Annotated in this window: 22 protein-coding genes; 20 read left to right on the forward strand and 2 right to left on the reverse strand. The window is 35.6% G+C overall.

Going from position 1 to position 22863, the window contains the following annotated elements; genetic code table 11:
* Positions 1–54 precede the first annotated feature (54 nt).
* Entirely contained in the window at positions 55–366 is a 312-nt protein-coding gene (locus AC0L6O_RS18400) for a LytR/AlgR family response regulator transcription factor (RefSeq protein WP_473304426.1), read from the reverse strand.
* 13 nt (positions 367–379) lie between these two features.
* Positions 380–514 (reverse strand): hypothetical protein, encoded by a 135-nt coding sequence (locus AC0L6O_RS18405; protein WP_473304427.1) that lies wholly within the window; start codon positions 512–514, stop codon positions 380–382.
* Positions 515–660: 146 nt separating this feature from the next.
* Here AC0L6O_RS18405 and AC0L6O_RS18410 point away from each other — a divergent pair, with 146 nt between their 5' ends.
* From AC0L6O_RS18410 to AC0L6O_RS18505, 20 genes are all read left to right on the forward strand, one after another.
* Positions 661–1296, forward strand: coding sequence for a LuxR C-terminal-related transcriptional regulator (locus AC0L6O_RS18410; RefSeq protein WP_473304429.1), 636 nt, complete (start codon positions 661–663; stop codon positions 1294–1296).
* Between the two features lie 823 nt (positions 1297–2119).
* Positions 2120–3214 (forward strand): GDP-mannose 4,6-dehydratase, encoded by a 1095-nt coding sequence (gene gmd / locus AC0L6O_RS18415; RefSeq protein ID WP_473304430.1) that lies wholly within the window; start codon positions 2120–2122, stop codon positions 3212–3214.
* A gap of 185 nt (positions 3215–3399) precedes the next feature.
* Positions 3400–3891: a UpxY family transcription antiterminator gene (locus AC0L6O_RS18420; protein ID WP_473304432.1), complete on the forward strand. Its 492-nt coding sequence runs from the start codon at positions 3400–3402 to the stop codon at positions 3889–3891.
* A gap of 28 nt (positions 3892–3919) precedes the next feature.
* On the forward strand, positions 3920–4729 hold the full coding sequence (locus AC0L6O_RS18425) for a polysaccharide biosynthesis/export family protein (RefSeq protein WP_473304433.1): 810 nt from the start codon (positions 3920–3922) through the stop codon (positions 4727–4729).
* Between the two features lie 20 nt (positions 4730–4749).
* Complete coding sequence (locus AC0L6O_RS18430) at positions 4750–7146, forward strand: GumC family protein (RefSeq protein ID WP_473304434.1); 2397 nt, start codon at positions 4750–4752, stop codon at positions 7144–7146.
* Positions 7147–7421: 275 nt separating this feature from the next.
* Positions 7422–8456: an NAD-dependent epimerase gene (locus AC0L6O_RS18435; protein WP_473304435.1), complete on the forward strand. Its 1035-nt coding sequence runs from the start codon at positions 7422–7424 to the stop codon at positions 8454–8456.
* A gap of 83 nt (positions 8457–8539) precedes the next feature.
* Positions 8540–8857 carry a hypothetical protein gene (locus AC0L6O_RS18440; RefSeq protein ID WP_473304437.1) on the forward strand — a complete coding sequence of 106 codons (318 nt, stop codon included), beginning with the start codon at positions 8540–8542 and terminating at the stop codon, positions 8855–8857.
* A 360-nt stretch (positions 8858–9217) separates the two neighbouring features.
* Positions 9218–10675, forward strand: coding sequence for an MATE family efflux transporter (locus AC0L6O_RS18445; RefSeq protein ID WP_473304438.1), 1458 nt, complete (start codon positions 9218–9220; stop codon positions 10673–10675).
* Positions 10672–11898, forward strand: a complete 1227-nt coding sequence (locus AC0L6O_RS18450) for a hypothetical protein (protein WP_473304439.1) — start codon at positions 10672–10674, stop codon at positions 11896–11898. The genes AC0L6O_RS18445 and AC0L6O_RS18450 overlap by 4 nt, the downstream gene beginning before the upstream one ends.
* Complete coding sequence (locus AC0L6O_RS18455) at positions 11899–13047, forward strand: glycosyltransferase (protein WP_473304440.1); 1149 nt, start codon at positions 11899–11901, stop codon at positions 13045–13047.
* Between the two features lie 55 nt (positions 13048–13102).
* On the forward strand, positions 13103–14050 hold the full coding sequence (locus AC0L6O_RS18460) for an acyltransferase family protein (RefSeq protein ID WP_473304442.1): 948 nt from the start codon (positions 13103–13105) through the stop codon (positions 14048–14050).
* Positions 14051–14135: 85 nt separating this feature from the next.
* Entirely contained in the window at positions 14136–14795 is a 660-nt protein-coding gene (locus AC0L6O_RS18465) for a serine O-acetyltransferase (protein WP_473304443.1), read from the forward strand.
* Positions 14796–14855: 60 nt separating this feature from the next.
* Positions 14856–15935, forward strand: a complete 1080-nt coding sequence (locus AC0L6O_RS18470; RefSeq protein ID WP_473304444.1) for a glycosyltransferase — start codon at positions 14856–14858, stop codon at positions 15933–15935.
* Between the two features lie 63 nt (positions 15936–15998).
* The gene (locus AC0L6O_RS18475) at positions 15999–17105 is read left to right on the forward strand and encodes a glycosyltransferase (RefSeq protein ID WP_473304446.1); all 1107 of its coding nucleotides are present in this window, start codon (positions 15999–16001) and stop codon (positions 17103–17105) included.
* Between the two features lie 7 nt (positions 17106–17112).
* Entirely contained in the window at positions 17113–17553 is a 441-nt protein-coding gene (locus AC0L6O_RS18480; protein WP_473304447.1) for an oligosaccharide biosynthesis protein Alg14, read from the forward strand.
* Complete coding sequence (locus AC0L6O_RS18485) at positions 17550–18038, forward strand: glycosyltransferase (RefSeq protein WP_473304449.1); 489 nt, start codon at positions 17550–17552, stop codon at positions 18036–18038. The genes AC0L6O_RS18480 and AC0L6O_RS18485 overlap by 4 nt, the downstream gene beginning before the upstream one ends.
* Positions 18039–18059: 21 nt before the next feature.
* Positions 18060–19463, forward strand: coding sequence for a UDP-glucose 6-dehydrogenase (locus AC0L6O_RS18490; RefSeq protein WP_473304450.1), 1404 nt, complete (start codon positions 18060–18062; stop codon positions 19461–19463).
* Between the two features lie 370 nt (positions 19464–19833).
* A complete protein-coding gene (locus tag AC0L6O_RS18495) occupies positions 19834–20823 on the forward strand; it encodes a hypothetical protein (RefSeq protein WP_473304451.1) in 990 nt (329 codons plus the stop codon).
* An 83-nt stretch (positions 20824–20906) separates the two neighbouring features.
* On the forward strand, positions 20907–21692 hold the full coding sequence (locus AC0L6O_RS18500) for a YjbH domain-containing protein (protein ID WP_473304452.1): 786 nt from the start codon (positions 20907–20909) through the stop codon (positions 21690–21692).
* Complete coding sequence (locus tag AC0L6O_RS18505) at positions 21689–22786, forward strand: YjbH domain-containing protein (RefSeq protein ID WP_473304454.1); 1098 nt, start codon at positions 21689–21691, stop codon at positions 22784–22786. Before AC0L6O_RS18500 ends, AC0L6O_RS18505 begins: the two co-directional genes overlap by 4 nt.
* Positions 22787–22863 lie beyond the last annotated feature (77 nt).

Raw genomic sequence — 22863 nt, forward strand, 5'->3', positions numbered from 1 at the left:
TTGACAGGTTAGGTTTAGAAGAATGCTAAATAATTGTAGTATAGATTAATGATTTTAAGAGGCTAGTTGACTTAAGGTGTCTTGCCTTCTTCTGGAGACTTTAATTTCCTTTCCGTTTTTCAAGCGGATAAAATTGGTGTGGTCTTTAAATAATACTTGTTTGACAAAATTCTTATTGATAATGGTAGACCGATTTACTCTTACAAAAAATTCGATCTCAAGCTTCTCTTGATGTCTCTTTAAAGTGAGTGAAGAGATAATTTTACGCCCGTCATTCAGGTGAAATAGGGTGTAGTTTTCAAGAGCTTCTAAGAGCATCACTTTTTCAGTTTCAATAGAGTCGTTACGCTTTAAATAGTAGTTCATGGTTTCTTTGTTTTTAAGTAGTAGATGCGGAAAACAAAGGTGCTTTAAAGACTAAAATGGGGCAATTCCCTTTAAGGGGTAATCTGTAATCATGAAGACGGTACATCATACCTGAATCTTGGTATACACCTAACTGTACGTCAAGCATTTAGTTAAAGTAAACTTCCAGAAAAGCCCCTTATAACGACCGAATAATAAATATGGACGTAGAAATTTGACTAAAAGGATGAATATAAGTTTCTTGTATATGAAAGACGCAATTAACTATTCAACTCTAGCCAAAAAGAAAACATAATGACAACAACATTATCCACTAAAATACTGGTACTCAGCAACCAGTTACTCTATATTGAAGCCCTCAAAAGCTTACTTAACTCCCAAGATGTTTTCAGTGCAGATGGGATATCAACATCAAACACTGACCTGTGTAACATTATAGGCAATTTCAGTCCCCAACTTATCCTTATGGATGCAAATGGGATGGGAAAAGACATCTGGGACACACTTAATAAGATTCATAAAAAGCTCCCAAATGTTAAGATTATCATGTTGGCAAATAGCAACGAATCTATTTATATAGAGTTTGCAAAAAAGAATGGAGCCTCTGGTTTTATTCTAAAATCATCTCCTTTAGAATTACTTTTAGCAGCCATTAAGATCATTCAAAACGGAAGCCAATTCTTTGACACAAGAGACTTTACCTCAACGAATAACAAGGCGGAATTAAGCTTAGAAAAAAGGTACAAGCTAAGCGGAAGAGAAATGGAAATCATAACCCTCATTACCGATGCTAACACTACCAAATCTATTGCTGAACAGTTGGGCTTGAGCTTTCATACCATAGAGGCTCATAGGAAAAACATTTACAAAAAACTTAGGATAAACAAAGTCACAGAACTGATTAAGTTAACCTCTGAATTTGAAAACTAAAACCTCTTTTCTATACACAGCGGCTTAAGCATTATTTCACCCTATAAAAGGGTGAAATTTCATCATCCCATTTTTCAGCTAGAAAATCCTGATGTATTTTCGATTTCGCCGATTAAACTCAGTTCATTTGGTTTGATTGGACTTCTATTTTTATAATCCACCCCACTTATCAGTTTTGACAAATCTGTGGGTTGCTCCCATGGCTAATAACACGCTATGCGTGCTCTTGTTGTTTAGCCAAATTCATGAAAAATTAAACCTATATCATTACAGCCTGAGAGCAACCCTCTCACTTTTGTACTTTTCTAACATTTCAATATTCTGATGCTGAGCAAAAAAGACTAAAAAATAGTACAAAACCCACCAGACCGAAAACCGTTAAATTTTAAAATATGCTACCGCTTTACAGCTATCTAGCAATTCCTTTACCTAGCGATTAATCAACATTAGTACCTAAAGGACTGAAGCTCAAACCTTAAACATGCACAGCCACAACATTTAGCCCATTTCATACTTCAAATAGAAACATTAGTACACCTAAAATGGGTTTTCAAACGATTCACCAAAAGAAATAAAGATTATCTTATCATTAAATAATCAGTCGTTTCTTTGGAGGTAGTAATTCTACCCAAAGAATATTCCGCACAAAGCTCGTATTACACTTATCGAATATTAAGTTTAATTATTGAAGGAATCATTACGAATTCAATAAATAGAACCTCTTATTTTTTTGAAAACCATACCAAAAACACATCTTTGCTTAACGTATCGTAATAGGTACTAATGAAAACTAAAAAACTTAGTCTATTTCAGAATAAGCCATATGAAGAAAGCATTAATTACTGGTGTGACTGGACAAGATGGAGCGTATCTAGCCGAGTTCCTTTTAAATAAAGGGTATGAAGTACATGGTATTAAAAGAAGATCATCTCTTTTTAATACTGCTAGGATAGACCATTTATATCAAGATTTACACGAATCAAATGTGAGATTCAAACTTCATTATGGTGATTTGAGTGACTCTACAAATCTCATACGTATTATTCAGGAAGTTCAGCCAGACGAAATTTATAATCTTGGGGCTATGTCTCACGTTAAAGTGAGCTTTGACCAACCTGAATATGTGGCCAATGTAGACGGCATAGGCACTTTACGTATATTAGAAGCGGTTAGGATTTTAGGACTTATCAAAAAAACTAAAATTTACCAGGCTTCCACATCAGAACTGTACGGTTTAGTTCAGCAAGTACCGCAATCAGAAAAAACACCTTTCTACCCTCGTTCGCCTTATGCAGTAGCTAAAATGTACGCTTACTGGATTACCGTAAATTATAGAGAAGCATATAACATGTTTGCCTGTAATGGCATACTCTTTAATCATGAATCGCCGCTGCGAGGAGAAACTTTTGTGACCAGAAAAATCACCAGAGGACTAGCACAGATGGTACTGGGTTATTCTGACTGCCTGTATATGGGGAATCTTGACTCTAAAAGAGACTGGGGACATGCCAAAGACTATATAGAAGCTATGTGGCTCATTCTCCAACAAGACAAGCCTGAAGACTTTGTAATAGCTACAGGCATCACCACCACCATCAGAGATTTCATTCGCATGGCATTTACCGAAGTGGGCATTACCTTGAAATTTGAAGGTGAGGGTGTAGAAGAAGTAGGTTTAGTAGAAAGCTGCTCTAATCCCGACTACCAGCTAGAAATAGGCAAAAAAGTAATAGCAATAGACCCAAAATATTTCAGACCTACAGAGGTAGAGCTTTTAATAGGTGACCCTACAAAGTGTAAGGAGCAATTAAACTGGAAACCAAAATATGACCTACCGGCTCTTGTGAAAGACATGGTATGGGCCGATATAAAGCTTTTTAACGAAAAGCGTACGGGAGATCCCGTAGAAATGTATTAGTAAAAAGTACTAGAGCCATGAATTAGGAAACCAGGGTCTGTCCTGAATAAACTTAATAAGGCCTTATCTCTTTTAAATAAAATACGAGCATCCCCTTGGCTCATTCTTAAAAAATTTCGCTAGGTCCATAATGGGACTGAAAGGGCGAAGCCGTAAGTATCTTATAACATAATCTATACACAATTATGCCTTGGTTTGTTTTATATACGAAATCCCGAAACGAAAAGATTACAGCCGAAAGATTAAATGAGGCAGGCATAGAGGCATACTGCCCAGTTTTGAAAAAAGAAAGGCAATGGTCTGACAGAAAAAAGATAGTTTTAGAACCTCTTTTTAAATCTTACATTTTTGTCAACATAGAAGAGAAACACATGCGTCAGGTTTTTAAAAGCCCTGGTGTGGTACGTTACCTCTACTGGCTTAAACGACCTGCTGTGGTGAAAGACAAAGAAATTGAAAGCATCAAAAACATGCTCAACGACTTTGATCATAAGCAGATAAAGATGCAGAACTTTGACCTGAACGATACAGTAGTTTTTGAGTCTGGGCCTTTTATTCATACAGAAGGGAAAGTTATATCCTCCTCTGGAAAAAAATATGAGATCTTTTTGACCGATTTACAAATGAAAATTTATGTGGATGCCAGTCAAAACAAACTAAAAACCATAGTACAGTAAAACCTATTTTTTACTTATTGAATACAACATGACCAATACTAAAAAACTATTACCCCTACTATTTTTAACAGCCCTAGCCTTTTCTAGTGGTTGTGTAAATACCTCAAAGTTTGTTTACTTCCAAGGAGGAGTGACTGCCTCAAACCCCTCCTACCTAGAAACGCCCCCTGTACCTGTAGCTAAAATAAACCAAGGTGATATTTTGGCCATTACAGTTAGCAGCTTAAATGAAGCTTCAAATGAAATTTTAAATTTTCAAAACATAAACACGCTTCAAATGTCTACTTTCCCAGGACAAAGCGGCGGTGCTATGGGTGCAAGACAACCCCTTGGGTACAGAGTTGACTCCACAGGAAATGTGGTTATCCCCTTTATAGGGAAACAGTATGTAAGAGGCCTATCTCTCATGCAGGCCAGTGATAAATTAAAAGAAGAGGTAGAAAAATACTTAAAAGAACCAGCCGTAAACGTCCGATTTTTAAATCATAAATTCTCAGTATTAGGCGAAGTAAGTAAAGTAGGGACCTATAATTTACTAGACGACAAAACCACAATCATAGAAGCCATAGCCATGGCAGGCGACCTATCTATTTATGGAAAAAGAGACAGCGTCACCATCATTAGAGATGCCCAAGGCATACGTGAAATAGCAACCTTAAGTCTCCTAAATAGGGAGATTTTCTCAAGTCCCTATTTTTATGTAAAAAATGGTGACATCATTTATGTACAACCTATTAAAGGAAAAGTAACCAGTACCGAGCAGCGTGTACAGCTAGTACCCATTTTTACAGGTATAGCTACCACTATAGCCGTATTACTCAACATATTCCTTAAGTAAATACGACAAAACCACATTTTATGAACAACGACACTAACATTTGGCAAGATCAAGAAGATGATTTTGACCTGCGAAATTTCCTCTTCAAATATCTCCGCTATTGGTATTGGTTCCTATTATCCATTATCATTTGCTTAACGGGTGCCTATCTATACTTGAGATATACCACACCCATTTATGAAATCTCCGCCACGCTACTCGTAAAAGACGAAGACAAAGGACTCTCTTCTGGCATGGATATGATGGCAGAGCTAGACATCATGAGCGGCAGCAAACTGGTGGAAAACGAAATTGAGGTATTACGCTCTCGCTCGTTAATAGAAAAAGTGGTAGATGACCTTAATCTTACCGTGAGTTACTGGAAAGAAGGCAGCATACGCGATGTAGAACTATTTGACAAATCCCCAATAAAAATAAATGCAACAGAGTTAAACCTATTCGCTTACAGTAACCCTCTATATATAAAACTATTAGATAGCTCTAAATATGCCATGCTAGATGAAAGCAAGGCCATAATGGGCGAGTTTTTATACTCTGACCGTGTAGATAGCCCCTATGGTTCACTCCGCGTATTTCAGGCCGACAGCACCGCCAAAAACCATAAAGCTCTTGCAAACAAAGAAGAACTCATTAAAGTACAATTTTCAAATAGAGATGCCCTAGTATCACATATGATAGAAGGCTTAGGTTCTGAATTAATAAACCAGAAAAGTACCGTTATTAAATTAAGCTCTGAAAATGCCTTACCAGAAAAAGGAAAGGTGATTATGCACAAACTGCTAGACGAATATGCCTTTGCCTCTTTAGAAGATAAAAACCGTGAAGCTACCAATACGCTGAATTTTATAGAAGACCGTTTGAAACTAATCACCTCCGAACTTGGTGATGTGGAACAAGACGTGGAGCAATACAGACGCTCTGCCGGTATTACCGACTTAAGTACAGAGGCCAATCTTTTCTTAGAAAAAGTAAAAGACAATGACACCAAATTAAACGAGGTAAACATACAACTGAAAGTGCTAGACGGTGTGGAACGCTATTTAGCTTCGAACCAAATAGGCACCATATCACCATCAACCTTAATGGTCAATGACCCCGTACTTACCGCCTATTTAAGCCAGCTTTCTAGTTTAGAATTAGAAAGAGAGCAATTATCACGAAGTACTACAGCCTCTAACCCATTTTTAGAAACCGTCAATACCCAGGCAAATAATATTAAACAGGCCATCAGAGAAAACCTCCGAAACCAAAAGTCTGGCTTGCTAGTTACACAATCTAGTTTACAAGCCTTAAATGCTAGGTTAGAAGGTGCCATTAGCACCATACCTAGAAAAGAAAGAGAATATGTAGAGATAAAAAGACAGGCGAGCATAAAAGAAAACTTATACTTGCTGCTTTTAAAAAAGCGAGAAGAAACTGCCCTCTCTTATGCCAGTACGGTAACAGACAGCCGTGTGGTAGATTTCCCTTATACATCCGACAAACCAGTCAAACCTAAAAAGAAAATAGTAGCTCTTTTAGGACTGTTACTAGGGCTGATAATACCTGCGGGCATTATTAACATTAAAGACCTAATGACCAACACGGTACAAAGCAAAAAAGAAATAGAAGACAAAGTAGGTCTAACGGTGTTTGGTGAAATAGGACAAAAACCAAATGATGAAAAAGGAGAAATACTGGATGTCCATAGTCGCTCTTTTATATCAGAACAGGTGCGTATGATACGTTCTAATATGCAATACCTCTTTGCTGGAAGTGAAGCCGAAAAATGTAAAACTATCTTAATCACCTCTTCTACAGGTGGCGAAGGAAAAAGTTTTGTCACAGCTAATGTGGCAGCATCCCTTGGCCTATTAGATAAAAAAGTGGTGATACTTGGTTTAGACTTGAGAAAACCAAAAATAAACGAATACCTAGAAGTCATTAATGTTAAGGGAATTTCCACCTTCCTGATTAGCAAAGCAGACGAGGCTGATTTGATCATACCGACAAAAATGGAGAACGTATACATGATACCGTCAGGACCCGTTCCACCAAACCCATCCGAACTCATAGCCAATGGAAGACTGAACGAACTAATAGAAGTACTCAAGCCCTCATTTGACTATATATTAATAGATACACCGCCCACCACCATGGTAACGGATGCAGAACTCATGGCACCATTAGCAGACGCATGCTTTTATCTTATTAGACATGAGAAAACACCAAAAGCTTTCCTAGAGCACATAAAAGGAATAAAGACTAAAGGAACGTTTAAATCATTAAACATAATATTTAACGCCGTTAACTATAAAAACTCCCAAGACTATGGATATGGTTATGGATATGGTTATGGTTATGGATACGGTCAAGCATACGGAAAATCTAAAAAACGAAACTTGGTTCAAAAGATAAGGAGCATGTTTAAATCGTAACATAGGCTAAAACAGTCAAAAAAAGCATTTATCCGCTATCTAAGAAAGTACACTACTTTCATCAAAATTTATTGCAAAAAACCTTCAAATTCCGTTTGATTGTTAATGAGATTATTTTGCTTCGTCTGATTTTTCTGTTAAAGTATTACAAAGATAAATTCGGTCAAAACACTGTTTTCACAAAGGGAGCATCGAGATTTATTTCCTAATACTAGACAATAATCAATTCACACCTCTTAAAACTTACCAAAAACTCAATTACTTAATTTATAGCCATGTCAAAAATTTTAATTACCGGAAGTGCAGGTTTTATAGGATATCACCTTTCTGAGGTACTACTCAAAAGAGGAGAAACCGTAGTAGGAATAGATAGCATTAACGACTATTACGACCCTAAACTAAAATACGCTCGCCTTGCAGAAAGTGGTATTGAAGAATCTTCCATTGAATGGCATTCTCCTATTCAAAGTAGCAAATATCAGAACTACAAATTTGTGAGAATGCACCTCGAAGATAAAGAGGAGTTATTTGAACTTTTTGATAAAGAAAAATTTGACATAGTCATTAACTTAGCTGCCCAAGCCGGTGTGAGGTATTCCATTACACATCCATATTCATACTTACAGAGCAATCTCATTGGTTTTATAAATATTCTGGAAGCTTGCAGAAATAACGCTATAAAACACTTGGTTTACGCTTCTTCTAGCTCTGTATATGGTCAAAACGACAAAGTCCCATTTTCTGAAGAAGATCGGGTAGATAACCCTATTAGTTTATATGCTGCCACCAAAAGGTCTAATGAACTAATGGCACATAGTTATAGTAAGTTATATGATATTCCATGCACAGGACTAAGGTTCTTTACTGTTTATGGCCCCTGGGGAAGACCAGACATGGCACCTATGTTATTTGCCAAGGCCATTTCTAACGATAATGAAATTAAGGTATTTAATAATGGCGATTTAATGCGAGACTTCACTTTTATAGAAGATATAGTAAGCGGTACGGTACTGGCAGCTGACAGCATTCCTCAGCCTACAGAAGAATCAAAAGGCGTACCCTATAAAATTTATAACATAGGCTGCTCTTCTCCTGTCAAACTAATGGACTTCATACAGGAAATTGAAGACGCTTTAGGCAAAGAAGCTAAAAAAGTGTTTTTACCAATGCAAGCTGGAGATGTTTATAAAACCTACGCAGACACCTCAAAACTGGAAAAAGAAGTTGGTTACAAACCAACAGTTTCCTTACATCAAGGAATTCAAAACTTCATTTCATGGTATACCTCAAATGAGAATCCTATAAAATAGATATAAGGTAGATAGTAGTTTCTTACTTTTTATATAGAAGCTATATATTACTTATGTCCAACTCTAAAAGTGAACCGCCAAAAATGATAAGAACAAAAGAAGAACTTAGGCATTTTTTAATAGAAGATTTTAAAAACTTCAATAACAAAAACCTCCTTAGTCTTTGGTTTAAAGGAAGCGAAAGCCTACCTATTGTTGCTTTCATTACCTTCCTAAGACATTATGAGTATCATTTCAACAATAATCGTAAAAATTCTATTTCATTAATCAAAAAAGGATTTTGGCGTTTTCTATATAGACACACTCAATTGAAATACTCTTTGTATGTAGGTGTTAACGTAGCCGATGCTGGTTTAAACCTCGTACATCCTGGTTTAGGACATTTAATGAAAGTTGGGTAGGTTGGAAAAACTGTACCATCTTACCCTTAATTCTAATTGGTACAAAGAAACCTAACACGGACAGTGATATATCAATTAGAGATAATTGTCACATATAGTACTGGAACCATTCTTTTAACGCCCTTAAAAATTGGGAATAATGTAACTATCGATGCTGGGCCATTAGTAAAAAAAGATATACCAGACAACTGTACTGTAGCTGGTATTCTTGCAAAAATTATGATAAACAAGAACAGTTTAATTGACTAAAGCATAAGTCTAAATTTAATACTATCCCTCCTCTAGTAATATCAAATGCCTTCAAAAACCAAACGGTTAGTTAAAAACACCTTGTTTCTTTATGTCAGAATGTTCCTTCTGATGTTCGTTGGGCTCTATAGTTCTAGAGTCTTATTGGCCACTTTAGGAGTAGAAGATTTAGGGATATTTAATGTGGTGGCCTCGGTGGTACTTATGTTAGAGTTTGTTTCCTCTAGCCTTACCAACTCTTCCCAACGCTATTTAAGTATTGGTTTAGGCAAAAACGACCTGAAGCTTACCAACAATTACTTTGCTCAAAGCGTAGGAATACATTTCCTATTCTCCATTTGCATAGTAATCATTATGGAGACTGCTGGACTTTGGTTATTAAATGAAAAACTGAATATTCCTGCAGACAGGCAAGTAGCCGCTTCATGGCTTTATCAATTCTCTGTTTTGGCTGCCTTCATTAAAATAAATCAAGTTTGTTTTCAAAGTGTAATCATTGCCCGAGAAAACATGTCTATTTATGCTTATCTCAGCATTTTTGAAGCTACCGCCAAATTAGCTATCTTATATTTAATAGCGTCAAATACCCACTTTGACAAACTAATATTCTATGGTGCATTACTATTAGTAATCCAGTTCACTGTGCTTTTGGTTCACATTATTTATTGCTACTCCGTTTATCCGGAATCTCGATACAAGCTTTTTTGGGACAACACATTATTTAAAGAGATGTTTTCCTTTGTAAGTGTTAACATCTTTGGCTCCATTTCTTGGTCTTTGGGAGTTCAGGGAATCAGCATTTTGCTTAATATATTTTTTGGGCCAGTTATTAACACTGCCAGAGGGCTAGCCACCACTGCAGGCCGTTTCATTAATCAGTTTGTTAATAATATATATTTAGCAATAAAGCCACAACTGATAAAATCTTACGCTAAAGGAGAAATAGAAGAAATGCTAGTAATGGCAGAAAAATCAACTGTTTATATCTTTTACATGGTTTTAATAGTTACACTACCTCTATTACTCGAAACCAATTATATTCTAAGGTTATGGCTAAACACTGTTCCTGAGTTTACCACTATGTATACCAAATTAGTTATCATACAATCTTACTTCTGGATGTTGCCCATTCCATATAGCCAAATTGCAACAGCTACTGGAAAAATTAAAAACATTCAACTGTACGGACGAATATTCACCTTAATGTCTTTACCAATATCCTACGGAGTTCTTTTACTCGTTGAAAACCCGTACTATCCTATAATAGTAGTTATAACCATGGATAGCTTATACTGGCTCTACACCATTCAAGAAATCAATAAACAACTTCGTACTAGCTTTAAAAGGTACCTTTCCAATGTAGTAAAACCTATCGCTTTTGTTTCAATGGCTGTCTTTAGCACCGTTTTTACTTTTTCATACTATTTAGAAGGCAGCGACATCTTCAAGTTAACAATTGGAGGTCTATTTTCTACATTATCCGCTTCCGCCTTTATATATCTATTTGGAATTGAAAAATCCGATCTTCAAGTCCTTAAAACTTTTATAATTCGTAAACTAAAAAGATGATAAGACTTATTTTCTTTCTCATTTTTTTCATTGGTGCCAATGTGCTCAACACCATACATGTAGATCCTTTTCTATTTTTCTATTTCATATTAGCCATGTCTTTACTTTCTATTCTATTAGAAAAAAACCTAGGCCAAACTTTAAAACAAAGAAAACCAGAGATCTACATTATTCTTTCAATTGTAATCTTGTTAGTCTATAGATATTTCACAGGTATTTTAACTGACTCTGTTAGAAGTGCAATGATTCTCTTAATAACTCCAATAATTCTCTTATTACTTCCTAATCAGCTAGCTTTAAAAAAAAATTTAAAGTTAAGCCATCAAATTCTCAAGATTATTCTAATCTTTTATATTGTAGAATGCGGTATTGCAATAACAGAATATGGAATCAGAGGTCATATTTTCTTATGGATTAACACTTCCTTTGAAAGTCATGTATATGCCTCGCAAGGCGGTTCTTCATTTAGAAGTTTCGGTTTACATGGTGCTCCTTTAACAAACGCTTTAATCGTAACCACATTAAATTCATTCATTATAATATCTTCATTAAAAGACAAATATAAATTATTCTTTTGGGCCTTAGGCTTTGCGGCTGTTATGGCATTCAATGCACGTGCCGCTACTGTTGTTACTTGCTTTTTGTTTATAGTTTACTTAATGAAGCTTATATCAAACAGACGCACATCTTTACCCACTAAGCTTTCCATTTACTTTGGCACGGCATCTTTCGCTGGTCTGGTATCTTACTTAGTTGTTTTCCATGGCTTAGGTAGCAGGCTATTTAAAAGCCAACTATTAGACGAAGCTAGTGGGCAAAAACGGCTTGATGTATTTTCTATTTTTGAATATCAGAGAATAACTGAGTTTTTGACTGGCCGTTCCATGAATAGCTTTAGATTAATCCAAGAGAATGCGGGCCTTGTGATAATAGAAAACTTTTGGATATGCGAAATCATTCTTTTTGGATTAATATTCGTGACTTTGTTCGCTTTATTATACATACACCTCCTTAAAATACATCTCAAGCGGTACACATTTTATAATGCGGCTATTGTAAGTATATCATTTCTTCTACTAGCCTCTACTAATAACTCATTATTTACCCAATACATACCCTTGCTATTGTTTTCCTTATCTGCCTACTTATTCAGACCTGGTCTCTTTGAGTTAATTCTACCCCCAAAATACATCACTAACCCATCCAATAACACTCTCAAATAAATGAAGCTAATATTTGATTTGACCAAAACACAGCCAATCGGTGATTCCAAATTTCATGGTGGCGGTAAGTATGGGGAAATAGTTTTTAAGGCATTAATAAAAAAATCTTCTAATATCATAGCCTACTATAATTCAGTAAAATGGCTCAACCCCATTATTAAAGAAGCCTGTTTAAAGTATAATATATTGATGCTTGATTCTGCTGTTCTAACATTAAAAGATGCAGCCAAAGAGCATAATGCCATCATTTATAGTCCAATAATAGAGAAAGATATTTCTATCATTGGAGATGAGATAACCTACATAGCTACAATCCATGGTTTAAGGGTATTAGAGATGCCCTTTGATAAGTATAAAGTAGCCTATAAAGAAACTAAACTTAGCTTACCATACCATTTTTACTATCAATGGAAAGCTAAAAGAGAGTTCATCTCAGAAAGAAAACGGTATCGGAAAGCTTTCAGCCAGAATAACTTACATTTTGTAACCGTTTCTCAACATTCAAAAGGTTCTCTTTTATCATTCATTCCTAGTTTAAAAGAGAAACAATTACAGGTGTTTTATTCACCATCAACCATAGAATCCACATTTACTACAACCGTAGAAAAAAATAGAGGAAAATACTATTTACTCGTGAGTGGGAACAGATGGATAAAAAACTCAATAAGAGCTTTAAAAGCCTTTGATAATATTTTTTCCGAAAGACCTAATTTCGAGGGAAAAGTTATCGTAACAGGAATTAAACAACCCAAAATACTTCAAAAGCATATAAAAAATTATTCAAGATTTGAATTCTTAGACTATGTAGACGAGAGCAAACTAAGCTCCTTGTACAGAGATGCTTACCTTTTCGTATACCCTTCTTTAAACGAGGGTTTCGGTTATCCCCCCTTAGAAGCTATGTCCGGAGGGACTCCTGTAATTGCGTCAGCAATAGCATCCATTCCTGAAGTATGTGGAGACGCCGCATTGTATTTCAACCCACTAATAATAAGTGAAATAAAAATGAGAATTTTACAAATGGAAAGCGAAGAGCTTCGCGAAGAATTTATTAAAAAAGCTATTTATCGTACCCGCTTAATACGTAAAAAACAAGATGATGATTTGGAAAATATAGTACACCACTTAATATCATTTATTAAAAAATGATATTTCTTGACAGCGTCAATATTAAAATAAAAAAAGTTGTCTAATATTTAAATGAATGCAGAATTCTAGAAACATATCGCTCGATATACTTAAAATTATTTTATCTGTCTTGGTTATCTTAATTCACTGTGACTTTTTCATAGAATATAATGAGACATTTTCTTATATAACAGTACAGGGCTTATTTAGAATAGCCGTTCCTATCTTTTTCATAATTAATGGCTACTTTTTTTCATACACTATCGAGAAAAATAAAGTAGCGAAATGGGCTTCAAAAATACTGATACTTTATTGTCTTTGGATGATCATATATTTACCTCTATGGTATAATGGCTTAAATATTAAACAATTAATTATCAAGGGGTTATTTGGGCACCATCATCTTTGGTACATAATAGCAATGTTGATAAGTGGATTAATGTTATCTCTTATAAAAAATATAAGCTCAAAAAAACTATTGGCTCTAGCATCAATTTTGTTTGTTATTGGAGTAAGTATTCAATACTTAGGAAACTATCATCTTTTAAACCATTCTTTTGGGGATAAACTATTTAATAAAAATTTCACCTATCGAAATGCCCTTTTTCTAGGATTACCTTTTTTTACTATCGGACACTTAATTAGAGTCAAAAATTTACTTGAAAAAATACAACCTCGAAAAATTGCCTTTCCGCTATTTTTAGGGTCATTACTTTTAGCAACCGAAAGTTACTTGAACTTCCTTTTTTCAAAAGAGGGAATGGATAACTTGTTTTCATTAATAATAATATGCCCCTTAATATTTATTTATATCATGAATTTAAAATTAAGCTATAGTATCAATTCCAAAAATATTGCGTTGGTTTCAACAGGAATATATCTAATTCACCCATGGGTAATGAAAGTTATAAATCTGAAATTTCAATTTGACACTATATTTCTATCTCTTTTAACTATCGTTTTCTCATTTATTATATCTCTAGTTTTGATACAAATAAATTCAAAAGTAAAATTTCTCTTATAAAACATTATATAAAAGGTATTAAGTCTTGCCGAAAAAATTAATGCTGAATGACTTTACTATATAAACTTAAAAGCAGCAAGAAGACTTGGAGAATTTCTCTGAATACCTACTCTCCTTTATTCAAAAAAATGATACAATTACAAAAAACTCCAAATACTCTATGATCCAATCCAAGAAAGAGTATTTAGAATACCTTACTGAAGATCAGAATTCCTTAGGTATTAAAACCAATTGGAAAACGCCAATTAAGGAACTAATTGCTCCAAATTATATATGGAAATTTCAAAAGAAATTACGTCATCTAGAATATTATAAAAATTGTAGGACCGATTTTTGGGGTAAGTTATATGGAATTTTCCTTAAAATTAGATTTAGAAAGTACTCTTTGAGGATGGGCTTCTCAATTCCAATTAATGTTTTTGGACCTGGCCTTGCCATTGTTCACTATGGAACAATTGTTATTAATGCCAAAGCTAAAATTGGAAAGAATTGCAGAATTCATGCCGACACAAATATCGGAGCCTCAGGTGGAAGCAAAAAAGCTCCACAAATAGGCAATAATGTCTATATAGGTCCAGGAGCAAAAGTATTTGGAGATATTACTATTGGAAATAACATAGCAATTGCTGCCAATTCTTCTGTAAATAAGAGTTTCAATGCAGATGGCATCATGCTAGCGGGTTCCCCAGCAAAGCGAATCAAAGAAATTGATATAAAAAAGATAATCCGAACCTCTAATATCTAACTCAAACATTAGGAGTCTTTAAGATTCATCTCTTCTGAGAAAACCTTAAAAGTGAAACATGTGAATCAATCAAAAAAACATAATAAAAAACAAAAGGTACTTTTTTTCGTAAACTCTTATTCTGGAGGAGCCGAATTAATGACATTAAATATTGCTGGTTTTCTTGACCCTAAACTATACGACGTAATCTTCTATGTTATCGGAAAAGACCTAGGACGCATTGCTAAATTTATACCAGCTGATAAAACGGTTCATCTTATTAAAGTTAAATACTTTAAAGATTTCCTTACCTCTAAGATATTCCTAGTTCTTCTTAAAGAGAAACCGCAAATTGCCTTTTCATCTTTAATGCCCATAAATATAAGGCTCTGCTTTGCGTCAATACTATTCTTTCGTATAAAGGTTATAGTTAGAGCAAACAATTACTTACATACACAGTCTCTAATTCAAAAAATACGCTTGTTCCTTTCTTACCACTTTGCAAGTAAGCTTATAGTTCAAACTGACGAAATGAATTCTGAGCACGTAAAGGTTCTCCGTTTGAATAGTAATAAAGTGGTAACTTTAGCAAACCCTGTTAATACTGAAAAAATAAAAACCAAGCTTATTCAAGCTAGCTCACCATTCAACACATCCTCAGTAAATTATGTCTTTGTGGGAAGGATTAGTAAAGTAAAAGGCTTAGATACATTAATTAGTGCGTTCCAACAAGTCATTGCAATCCAGCCAAAGTCTATTTTACACATTATCGGAGATATAGAAGGTAGTTTTAATTCATACTATTCTGAACTTTGGCAGCTAGCAAGCAATCTAAACATTGAAAGCAATATAATATTTCACGGATTCAGTACAAACCCCTATGTGTATATGAAATACGCAGATTGCTTTATTCTACCATCACGGAATGAAGGCTTACCAAACGTAATTATAGAGTCGCTATACCTTGGAACCCCCGTAGTTGCCACCAATTCAGTACCGGTAATTAATAGGCTTGTTAAAAGTGGAATAGATGGATATGTGGTAGATGTAGATGATATTAACAACCTAGCCAGTGCAATGATATTAGCCCCAAATTTGGGTAGAATAAAGACCTCTTATAACTCTGCAACACCAAAGGATTTTCAAAACATATTTATTTAGGAAATAAGTAAGCATCCCTTCCTAAACTCCTCTCAAATCTCCAAACCAACAGCTCAAACTACTATGAAAATCATATTTGTAATTAACTCTTCCAACAACGGAGGTGCATCTAAGATGATCACCACTTTATTCAATGAGGTAAAAAAAAGTCACCCAGAAAGTAAAATCGTTTATTTGAGAAAAGTAATCTCACAGTATTCTGATATTGACGGGGCATTATATTTAACTGAAAACTTAAAGAATCCCTTAGACTATCTAAATGTTTATAGAAAACTTTATAAAATTGTTAAAGATGAAAAACCAGAAGGAATTATCAGTTTTCTGCCGCTTGCAAATATTCTATCAGCTTATATCGGAAAAAAACTAGGTGTAAAATACAGAGTAGCTTCACAGCGAAACCCTCCTCAAATCTATGGTAAAGTAGTACGTTTTTTTGATAAGTTTATTGGTTCTAGAGGCTTCTACACATCTAATGTATGCAACTCTCAAGCAGGGCTAGAAGCCTTCTCTGAATATCCTGAATCATATAAAAAGAACCTCTCCGTCATAAATAACTGTGTAGAACCTGCTGACCTTTCCATCTCTCAAGCGGAAGCAAGAGAAAAGCTCGGCATTGCTACTGACAAAGTAATTCTTACGTGCGTTGGAAGATTACACGACCAAAAAAATCATGAGTTATTAGTAAAAACCATGAAACATGTAGACAACGCCATTCTTTATTTGGCGGGAGACGGCCCTTTGAGACATAAAATCACAAACCAAATTAACTTACTCGGAGTCGAAAACAAGATAGTCTTACTTGGAGATTTAGAAAGAGAACAAGTACGTCTATTATTGCGTGCCTCCGACATATTTGTAATCCCTTCTAAATATGAGGGATTAAGCAATTCTCTTATTGAAGCCATGTCTTACGGCTTGCCTATAGTTTTTAGTAATATTCCGTCTTTTACAAACTTTCTTCAAATAGACACTGAAGATAAGTATGCCGGCCTTTTGGCGAATAACAACGAACTAGAATGGGCCGAAGCTATAAAATATCTTATGACAGAAGATACTGCCATGGAAAAGTATCATAACCTTTCCTTACTTAAAGTAGCAGATTTAACACCAGAAAAAATGACTGCTCGTTTTACAGCATTGCTAGAAATAGAAGCATTACAAAACAAATAGATATACCATGAAAATGCTAGCCGTAGCCTCTATAGGAGGTCATTGGGTTCAACTTTTAAGATTACGCCCACTATTTGAAAAACATGAAACTATATTTCTATCAACACATGCAGAACTTCAAACCATGGTTGATAATAAACTCTATACGCTTCCTGATTTCAATAGAAACAATATCAAAGGAGTCTTTAAAGCCATCTTTCAAGTAATAAAAATACTACGATTAGAAAAGCCATCCTGCGTTATTACTACAGGAGCAGCACCGGGCCTTCTTACATTGTTTTTGGCAAAAGTTTATGGAAGTCAAACTATTTGGCTTGACAGCATAGCTAATGTGGAAAAGCTTTCATTGAGTGGAAAAATAGCGAGTAAATTCTGCTCTCGTGTTTACACTCAATGGTCTCATCTAGCAACGAATAAAATCAACTATGCAGGAAACATACTGTCATGATATTTGTAACAACAGGAACCCAAGAACCATTTGATAGACTACTAAAACTTGTAGACGAATTCTCAAAAACCTATGACGGAGAAATTGTTATTCAAGCTAAAACAAATCTGTCTTTTGGATCAAATGTAAAAGTCTATGATTTCCTAAATCCATCAGCCTTTAATGAGTTATTCACAAATGCAGAGCTAATAGTAAGCCATGCCGGAATGGGCACCATCATATCAGCTCTATATAACAAAAAGGCCATTCTTATTTTCCCAAGAATTGCTTCTTTGGGAGAACATAGAAATGAGCACCAAATGGCAACTGCAAATAAGATGGCGGAGTTAGGATACGTTTATGTTGCTAAAGAGGAAAAAACCTTCCTTGAAAACATTAAAACACTAAGTACACAAAAAAGTATAGAGCCATTATTTTCAATAGACTCATACGCTAGTGACTCTCTAATAAATTCACTAGATGACTTTTTAAATAAAAACAATTAATTAAAATTTATATAACAAGCGATGAAAATTAAGAAAATTTGCTGCATTGGAGCAGGCTATGTAGGAGGACCCACTATGGCCGTAATAGCCAAAAAATGTCCCGAAATTCAAGTTACAGTAGTGGACTTAAATGAAGCTCGAATTGCAGCCTGGAATGACACCGATGTTAATAATATACCTGTTTACGAACCCGGTTTAGGAGATATAGTAGCCGAAGCTAGAGGTCGTAACCTTTTCTTTTCAACTCAAGTAGATGAGGCCATTCAAGAAGCTGATATGGTTTTTATTTCGGTAAACACGCCAACAAAAACATACGGTGAGGGTAAAGGTCAAGCTGCAGATTTAAAATGGATAGAGCTTTGTGCAAGACAAATAGCACGAGTTTCAACATCAGATAAAATAATTGTAGAAAAATCAACTTTACCTGTTCGAACCGCCAGCACTTTAAAAGATATATTAAGCCATACTGGAAACAATATAAATTTTCAGATTCTTTCAAATCCAGAATTTCTGGCTGAGGGAACTGCAGTAGAAGACTTACTTAGCCCAGACAGAGTTCTTATTGGTGGCGACCCATCTCCAAAAGGGCAAGCTGCAGTAGAAGCTTTAGTTGAGATTTATTCTACATGGGTTCCAACTGAGCGAATTCTAACTACGAACTTATGGTCTTCAGAGCTTTCAAAATTAACCGCCAATGCTTTTCTTGCTCAAAGGGTCTCTTCTATAAATGCTATCTCAGAGATATGCGAAGTAACTGAAGCTGACGTTATTGAAGTTTCTCGTGCAATAGGTTCTGACAGTAGAGTGGGTCCAAAGTTTTTAAAAGCATCAGTAGGTTTTGGAGGTTCATGTTTTCAGAAAGATATTCTAAACCTTGTTTACATAGCCCGTACATATGGTTTAAACGAGGTTGCAAATTACTGGGAACAAGTAATTATTATGAATGACCACCAGAAACGTCGATTTGCTAAAAAAGTAATCAGTTCGCTATACAACACGGTAAGTGGAAAAAAAATAGCATTCCTTGGTTGGGCTTTTAAAAAAGACACAAACGACACAAGAGAATCTGCCGCCATATATGTAGCTGATCATTTATTGAATGAGAACGCAGAACTTTCTGTTTTTGACCCCAAAGTAACTGCTCAACAAGTTTACACTGACCTAGACTATTTAGGAACAAGAGAAAGTAGCAAAAACACCTCGTTAGTTACTGTAACAGAAGACCCCTACGAAACCTGCAAAGATTCGCATGCCGTAGCCGTGTTAACAGAATGGGATGAATTCAACAATTATGACTGGCAAAAAATTTATGATAATATGCTTAAGCCAGCCTATATTTTTGATGGTAGAGATATTTTGGAGACCGAAAAACTTAAGGCTATAGGCTTTAGAGTATATACTATTGGTAAAACTCAAACACTTTAAAGACTTGTTTTTTTCATAGAAATCTCTCCCAAGAATACATATCCCCTCTGTAAAAACTTGGCAAAAAAAAACACGAATCGCTTTAATTTAACTGTGTATAAAAAAGGACTGAAAACGAAAAGTAGACATCAGCGTAAAATTAAGACAACTTCAACAAAACCAGTAACTTACCTGATTTCCGCTAGTGAAAAAGTTGGATTATTTCAATATTACTTATAGTAACTTAAGGAACTTTGAAGACTATTTTTAAAAACTTAAAATAAACTTCTCAATCTTCTTAAAGTACAATCTTTTTTAATATGTTCGTATAATCAATATACACAAATCTATATAGTCATTTATTTAAATTCCTTTAATCATGTTAAGCAAAATGAACACTCGCATACCCCTTATTGCTTTATGCCTCTTATTGGCATTTGGCCTTTCCAACTGTAAAGACGACGCTGTAGAAGAGCCTATCGTTTATAACTTTGATGATGAATTCAAAGACATCAAAGTAGAAGCCGTTACAGAAACAGAACCAGCTGCTGTAGAAAGTACAGAAGGCGATGTTACAGATTCCGCCACCGAAGATGCTGCCGCCGCTGCTTTAGCTAGCGGAACTACAACTGCCGAAATGACCGCCACTTCTGACGCCATGGCCTCTATAGTTAGCGAAGATGAAGCAAACGCATTATCTGCTGCACTCGCTTCTGGTGGAACACTCTCTGATGAGCAACAAGCCAACATTGACGCCATCTTAGCCTCAGGAAGCATTGATATCTTCCTACCAACTACTGTACTACCAACAGTAAACGGTCAAACTGTTAGTGCTAGAAAAGCTACCTCGCCAAGAGAAGTTGTATTACTTAACTTAACCGAAATGCTTTTAGGCGTAGCTGACGAATGCTCTGATGCCGCAGAAGCATCATTTGCAACGGCCAAGGCTACTTTGGATGCAGCAAAAGCCTCTCAAGATGCCACTATTAACGCAACCTATACAACGAGAGAAACTGCTATTGGCACGGCCCACACCGCCAGTCTTGCCGCCATAACTACTAAATGGTCGGATAAGAAAACGGCTGCAGAAACCAAAGCCGCAAGTATGATTTCCAGCATCGAAGCGAACGGGTTATCTCCTTTCTTCAAGCTTATTGTGAACATAATTCTAAATAAAAAATTAGCTAGCTATAGCACATCAGAAACTGCTGCTATTAAAGCTGCCGATCTAGTTCAACAAACAGCTTTAACCAATGCCACTGCTGCTAGAGATGCGGATTTAGCCACTTCTTTAGCCAATTATAATACTGCCTTAAATTCGGCAACTGCCATAGCCTCCGCTGCTGCTGCATCATGCCATAACCAAGGCGGTTCTAACTAATAAAGCGAGTTTTCAATTTGCTTTAAATGGATAAGAAAAGGAGGTGAATTTTCATCTCCTTTTTATTCAACCAAAGAATCAGGATGCTTAAATCCCTCAAATCAATCTCACTAATAGTTGTTCTTTTGTTACTTAACATCTACAGCTATGGCCAAAGAAACCTATCTGGAAAAAAAGGACTAACCTATATTCCATCCGCAGAAGAGAGCCAAGATGGCGAATGGAACATTGGCTACACTTATAACCCCATCAATTACAGCTTAAGAAACACAGCTTGGGCAGAGCAAATTTTCTACACAAACATTAACCTACTACCAAGACTCCAAATATCCCTACTACTACTTCAACAAAGAAGAGACGGAAAAGTAAGAAAAGGTGATGGCATTGGAGACCGACAATTAGATCTTCGGTACCAAATAATCAAAGAAAGTGACAAAAAACCAGCCTTGGCAATAATCTTGTCCTCCCCTTTCACCATTGACGCCGCTTTACAAACACATGTTTTAGTCGCTTCTAAAACATTCAAAAAAAACAACCTTTACTTCAAACCAAGTATTGGATTTGGGAGCCCCTATACTATATATCGTGATGAAGAAAATAAAAATAATGGCAATATCTTCTCTGCATTAACAGTACAAAAAAAATCAGATGGTCCATACTATAACAAACACCTAATTGGTCTTTTCGGAGGATTAAAATGTACTATATACAACAGCTATCACATTATGGCGGAGTGGGATGGTCAAAAAATCAACACAGGTGTTAGTGCCACTTTCTTTAAAAAACTAAATGCTCAAGTAAGCCTATTAAACTTTGACCAAGTCTCTTTTGGTTTTTCGTATGCTACTAATCTTAAAGCACAGCCATGAGTATTAAGAAGTATATAATTAGCAGCATTCTCCTTTTCAGTTTACTACCTACCCTAGTTTTCGGACAAGACCGCCTGCTCAAATCATTAGAAAACATACAGCTCAAAGATTCAATTTTCTTATACGAACAGCGTGTTCACAGAAACCAGTTTAAGTATTTTGAAGCTGTGCACCAAGCCTATCCATCTATGAAAGGCATTTCACCACTATTTCAAGGGGTCTCTATGGGTACCTACTCCTACCAAAATGGAACAATTAGCTATAATCCTGAAAAAGCAAAAGCCAAAAACACAAAACCTTTCGGCAAGCAGTACAAACTTGATTTTTGGGTGCAGCCGGAATTCAAAGCCATCTTTGGAAATCTAGATAAGGCCGTAGAAAGCAAGACCAACATTTTGTTAAATACCCAATTAATATTAGGCAAAGGTCTGTCATTTTATACGGGAGTTACTTTCCCCTTAATAAACGACTTAGACCCGCAGCCATTAAACATACGCCTAGCCCCTACGTATTTAAATCACTTTCACCACGGCAAAAACTCAAATTTCTTTGCCAGCTCTATTGGCCTCTTCTTTAACGACCGCTATGGTATAAACGTAGAGTACCAACACATGGACTTTAACAAAAAATGGTCTTATGGAGCAGAAGTATCTTACACGGGCTACTATTACCTATACCCCACATCTTACAAATACACAGACTTAAGAGAACTGTTAGCTTTAGCTAATCTAGCCTATAGATTTCCTAAAAATGACTTATCAGTAAACCTCACCGCAGGTCAGTTCCTACACGAGGACAAAGGCTTTCGATTAGATTTAATAAGACAATTTAGCAAAGCCGAGATAGGCTTCTTTGGTAGCTTTACAGAAAATGGAGCCACCATAGGTGCAAACATAGCCATAAAGATTCCACCTTCTGGTTCTTTGGAATCAAAGAGGCTTAGACTTCGCACCATGGAAGACTTCAGATGGGAGTACGTATACTCCCGAGGGTTTAAGATAGCAGAGCGTTTTAGATTACATTATAAATTAGACCAAAAACTGCGACAATTTCATAACAGTTTTTGGCAAAACGAATCACAAAAAGGTAGCTAAAGTGGCTAGTATTAAAACCACTAACACAATGGCTCTTCCCCAATTCTTTTCGGTTTGTACTTGTTCTGTTTTCATGG

The organism is Arcticibacterium sp. GJ41-1 (assembly GCF_055808875.1).

What these genes read in the sequence shown, in the direction of transcription:
- AC0L6O_RS18400 (WP_473304426.1), bottom strand. Translation starts at nt 366, where the DNA reads ATGAACTACTATTTAAAGCGTAACGACTCTATTGAAACTGAAAAAGTG.
- AC0L6O_RS18405 (WP_473304427.1), bottom strand. Translation starts at nt 514, where the DNA reads ATGCTTGACGTACAGTTAGGTGTATACCAAGATTCAGGTATGATGTAC.
- AC0L6O_RS18410 (WP_473304429.1), top strand. Translation starts at nt 661, where the DNA reads ATGACAACAACATTATCCACTAAAATACTGGTACTCAGCAACCAGTTA.
- gmd (WP_473304430.1), top strand. Translation starts at nt 2,120, where the DNA reads ATGAAGAAAGCATTAATTACTGGTGTGACTGGACAAGATGGAGCGTAT.
- AC0L6O_RS18420 (WP_473304432.1), top strand. Translation starts at nt 3,400, where the DNA reads ATGCCTTGGTTTGTTTTATATACGAAATCCCGAAACGAAAAGATTACA.
- AC0L6O_RS18425 (WP_473304433.1), top strand. Translation starts at nt 3,920, where the DNA reads ATGACCAATACTAAAAAACTATTACCCCTACTATTTTTAACAGCCCTA.
- AC0L6O_RS18430 (WP_473304434.1), top strand. Translation starts at nt 4,750, where the DNA reads ATGAACAACGACACTAACATTTGGCAAGATCAAGAAGATGATTTTGAC.
- AC0L6O_RS18435 (WP_473304435.1), top strand. Translation starts at nt 7,422, where the DNA reads ATGTCAAAAATTTTAATTACCGGAAGTGCAGGTTTTATAGGATATCAC.
- AC0L6O_RS18440 (WP_473304437.1), top strand. Translation starts at nt 8,540, where the DNA reads ATGATAAGAACAAAAGAAGAACTTAGGCATTTTTTAATAGAAGATTTT.
- AC0L6O_RS18445 (WP_473304438.1), top strand. Translation starts at nt 9,218, where the DNA reads ATGTTCGTTGGGCTCTATAGTTCTAGAGTCTTATTGGCCACTTTAGGA.
- AC0L6O_RS18450 (WP_473304439.1), top strand. Translation starts at nt 10,672, where the DNA reads ATGATAAGACTTATTTTCTTTCTCATTTTTTTCATTGGTGCCAATGTG.
- AC0L6O_RS18455 (WP_473304440.1), top strand. Translation starts at nt 11,899, where the DNA reads ATGAAGCTAATATTTGATTTGACCAAAACACAGCCAATCGGTGATTCC.
- AC0L6O_RS18460 (WP_473304442.1), top strand. Translation starts at nt 13,103, where the DNA reads ATGCAGAATTCTAGAAACATATCGCTCGATATACTTAAAATTATTTTA.
- AC0L6O_RS18475 (WP_473304446.1), top strand. Translation starts at nt 15,999, where the DNA reads ATGAAAATCATATTTGTAATTAACTCTTCCAACAACGGAGGTGCATCT.
- AC0L6O_RS18480 (WP_473304447.1), top strand. Translation starts at nt 17,113, where the DNA reads ATGAAAATGCTAGCCGTAGCCTCTATAGGAGGTCATTGGGTTCAACTT.
- AC0L6O_RS18485 (WP_473304449.1), top strand. Translation starts at nt 17,550, where the DNA reads ATGATATTTGTAACAACAGGAACCCAAGAACCATTTGATAGACTACTA.
- AC0L6O_RS18490 (WP_473304450.1), top strand. Translation starts at nt 18,060, where the DNA reads ATGAAAATTAAGAAAATTTGCTGCATTGGAGCAGGCTATGTAGGAGGA.
- AC0L6O_RS18495 (WP_473304451.1), top strand. Translation starts at nt 19,834, where the DNA reads ATGAACACTCGCATACCCCTTATTGCTTTATGCCTCTTATTGGCATTT.
- AC0L6O_RS18500 (WP_473304452.1), top strand. Translation starts at nt 20,907, where the DNA reads ATGCTTAAATCCCTCAAATCAATCTCACTAATAGTTGTTCTTTTGTTA.
- AC0L6O_RS18505 (WP_473304454.1), top strand. Translation starts at nt 21,689, where the DNA reads ATGAGTATTAAGAAGTATATAATTAGCAGCATTCTCCTTTTCAGTTTA.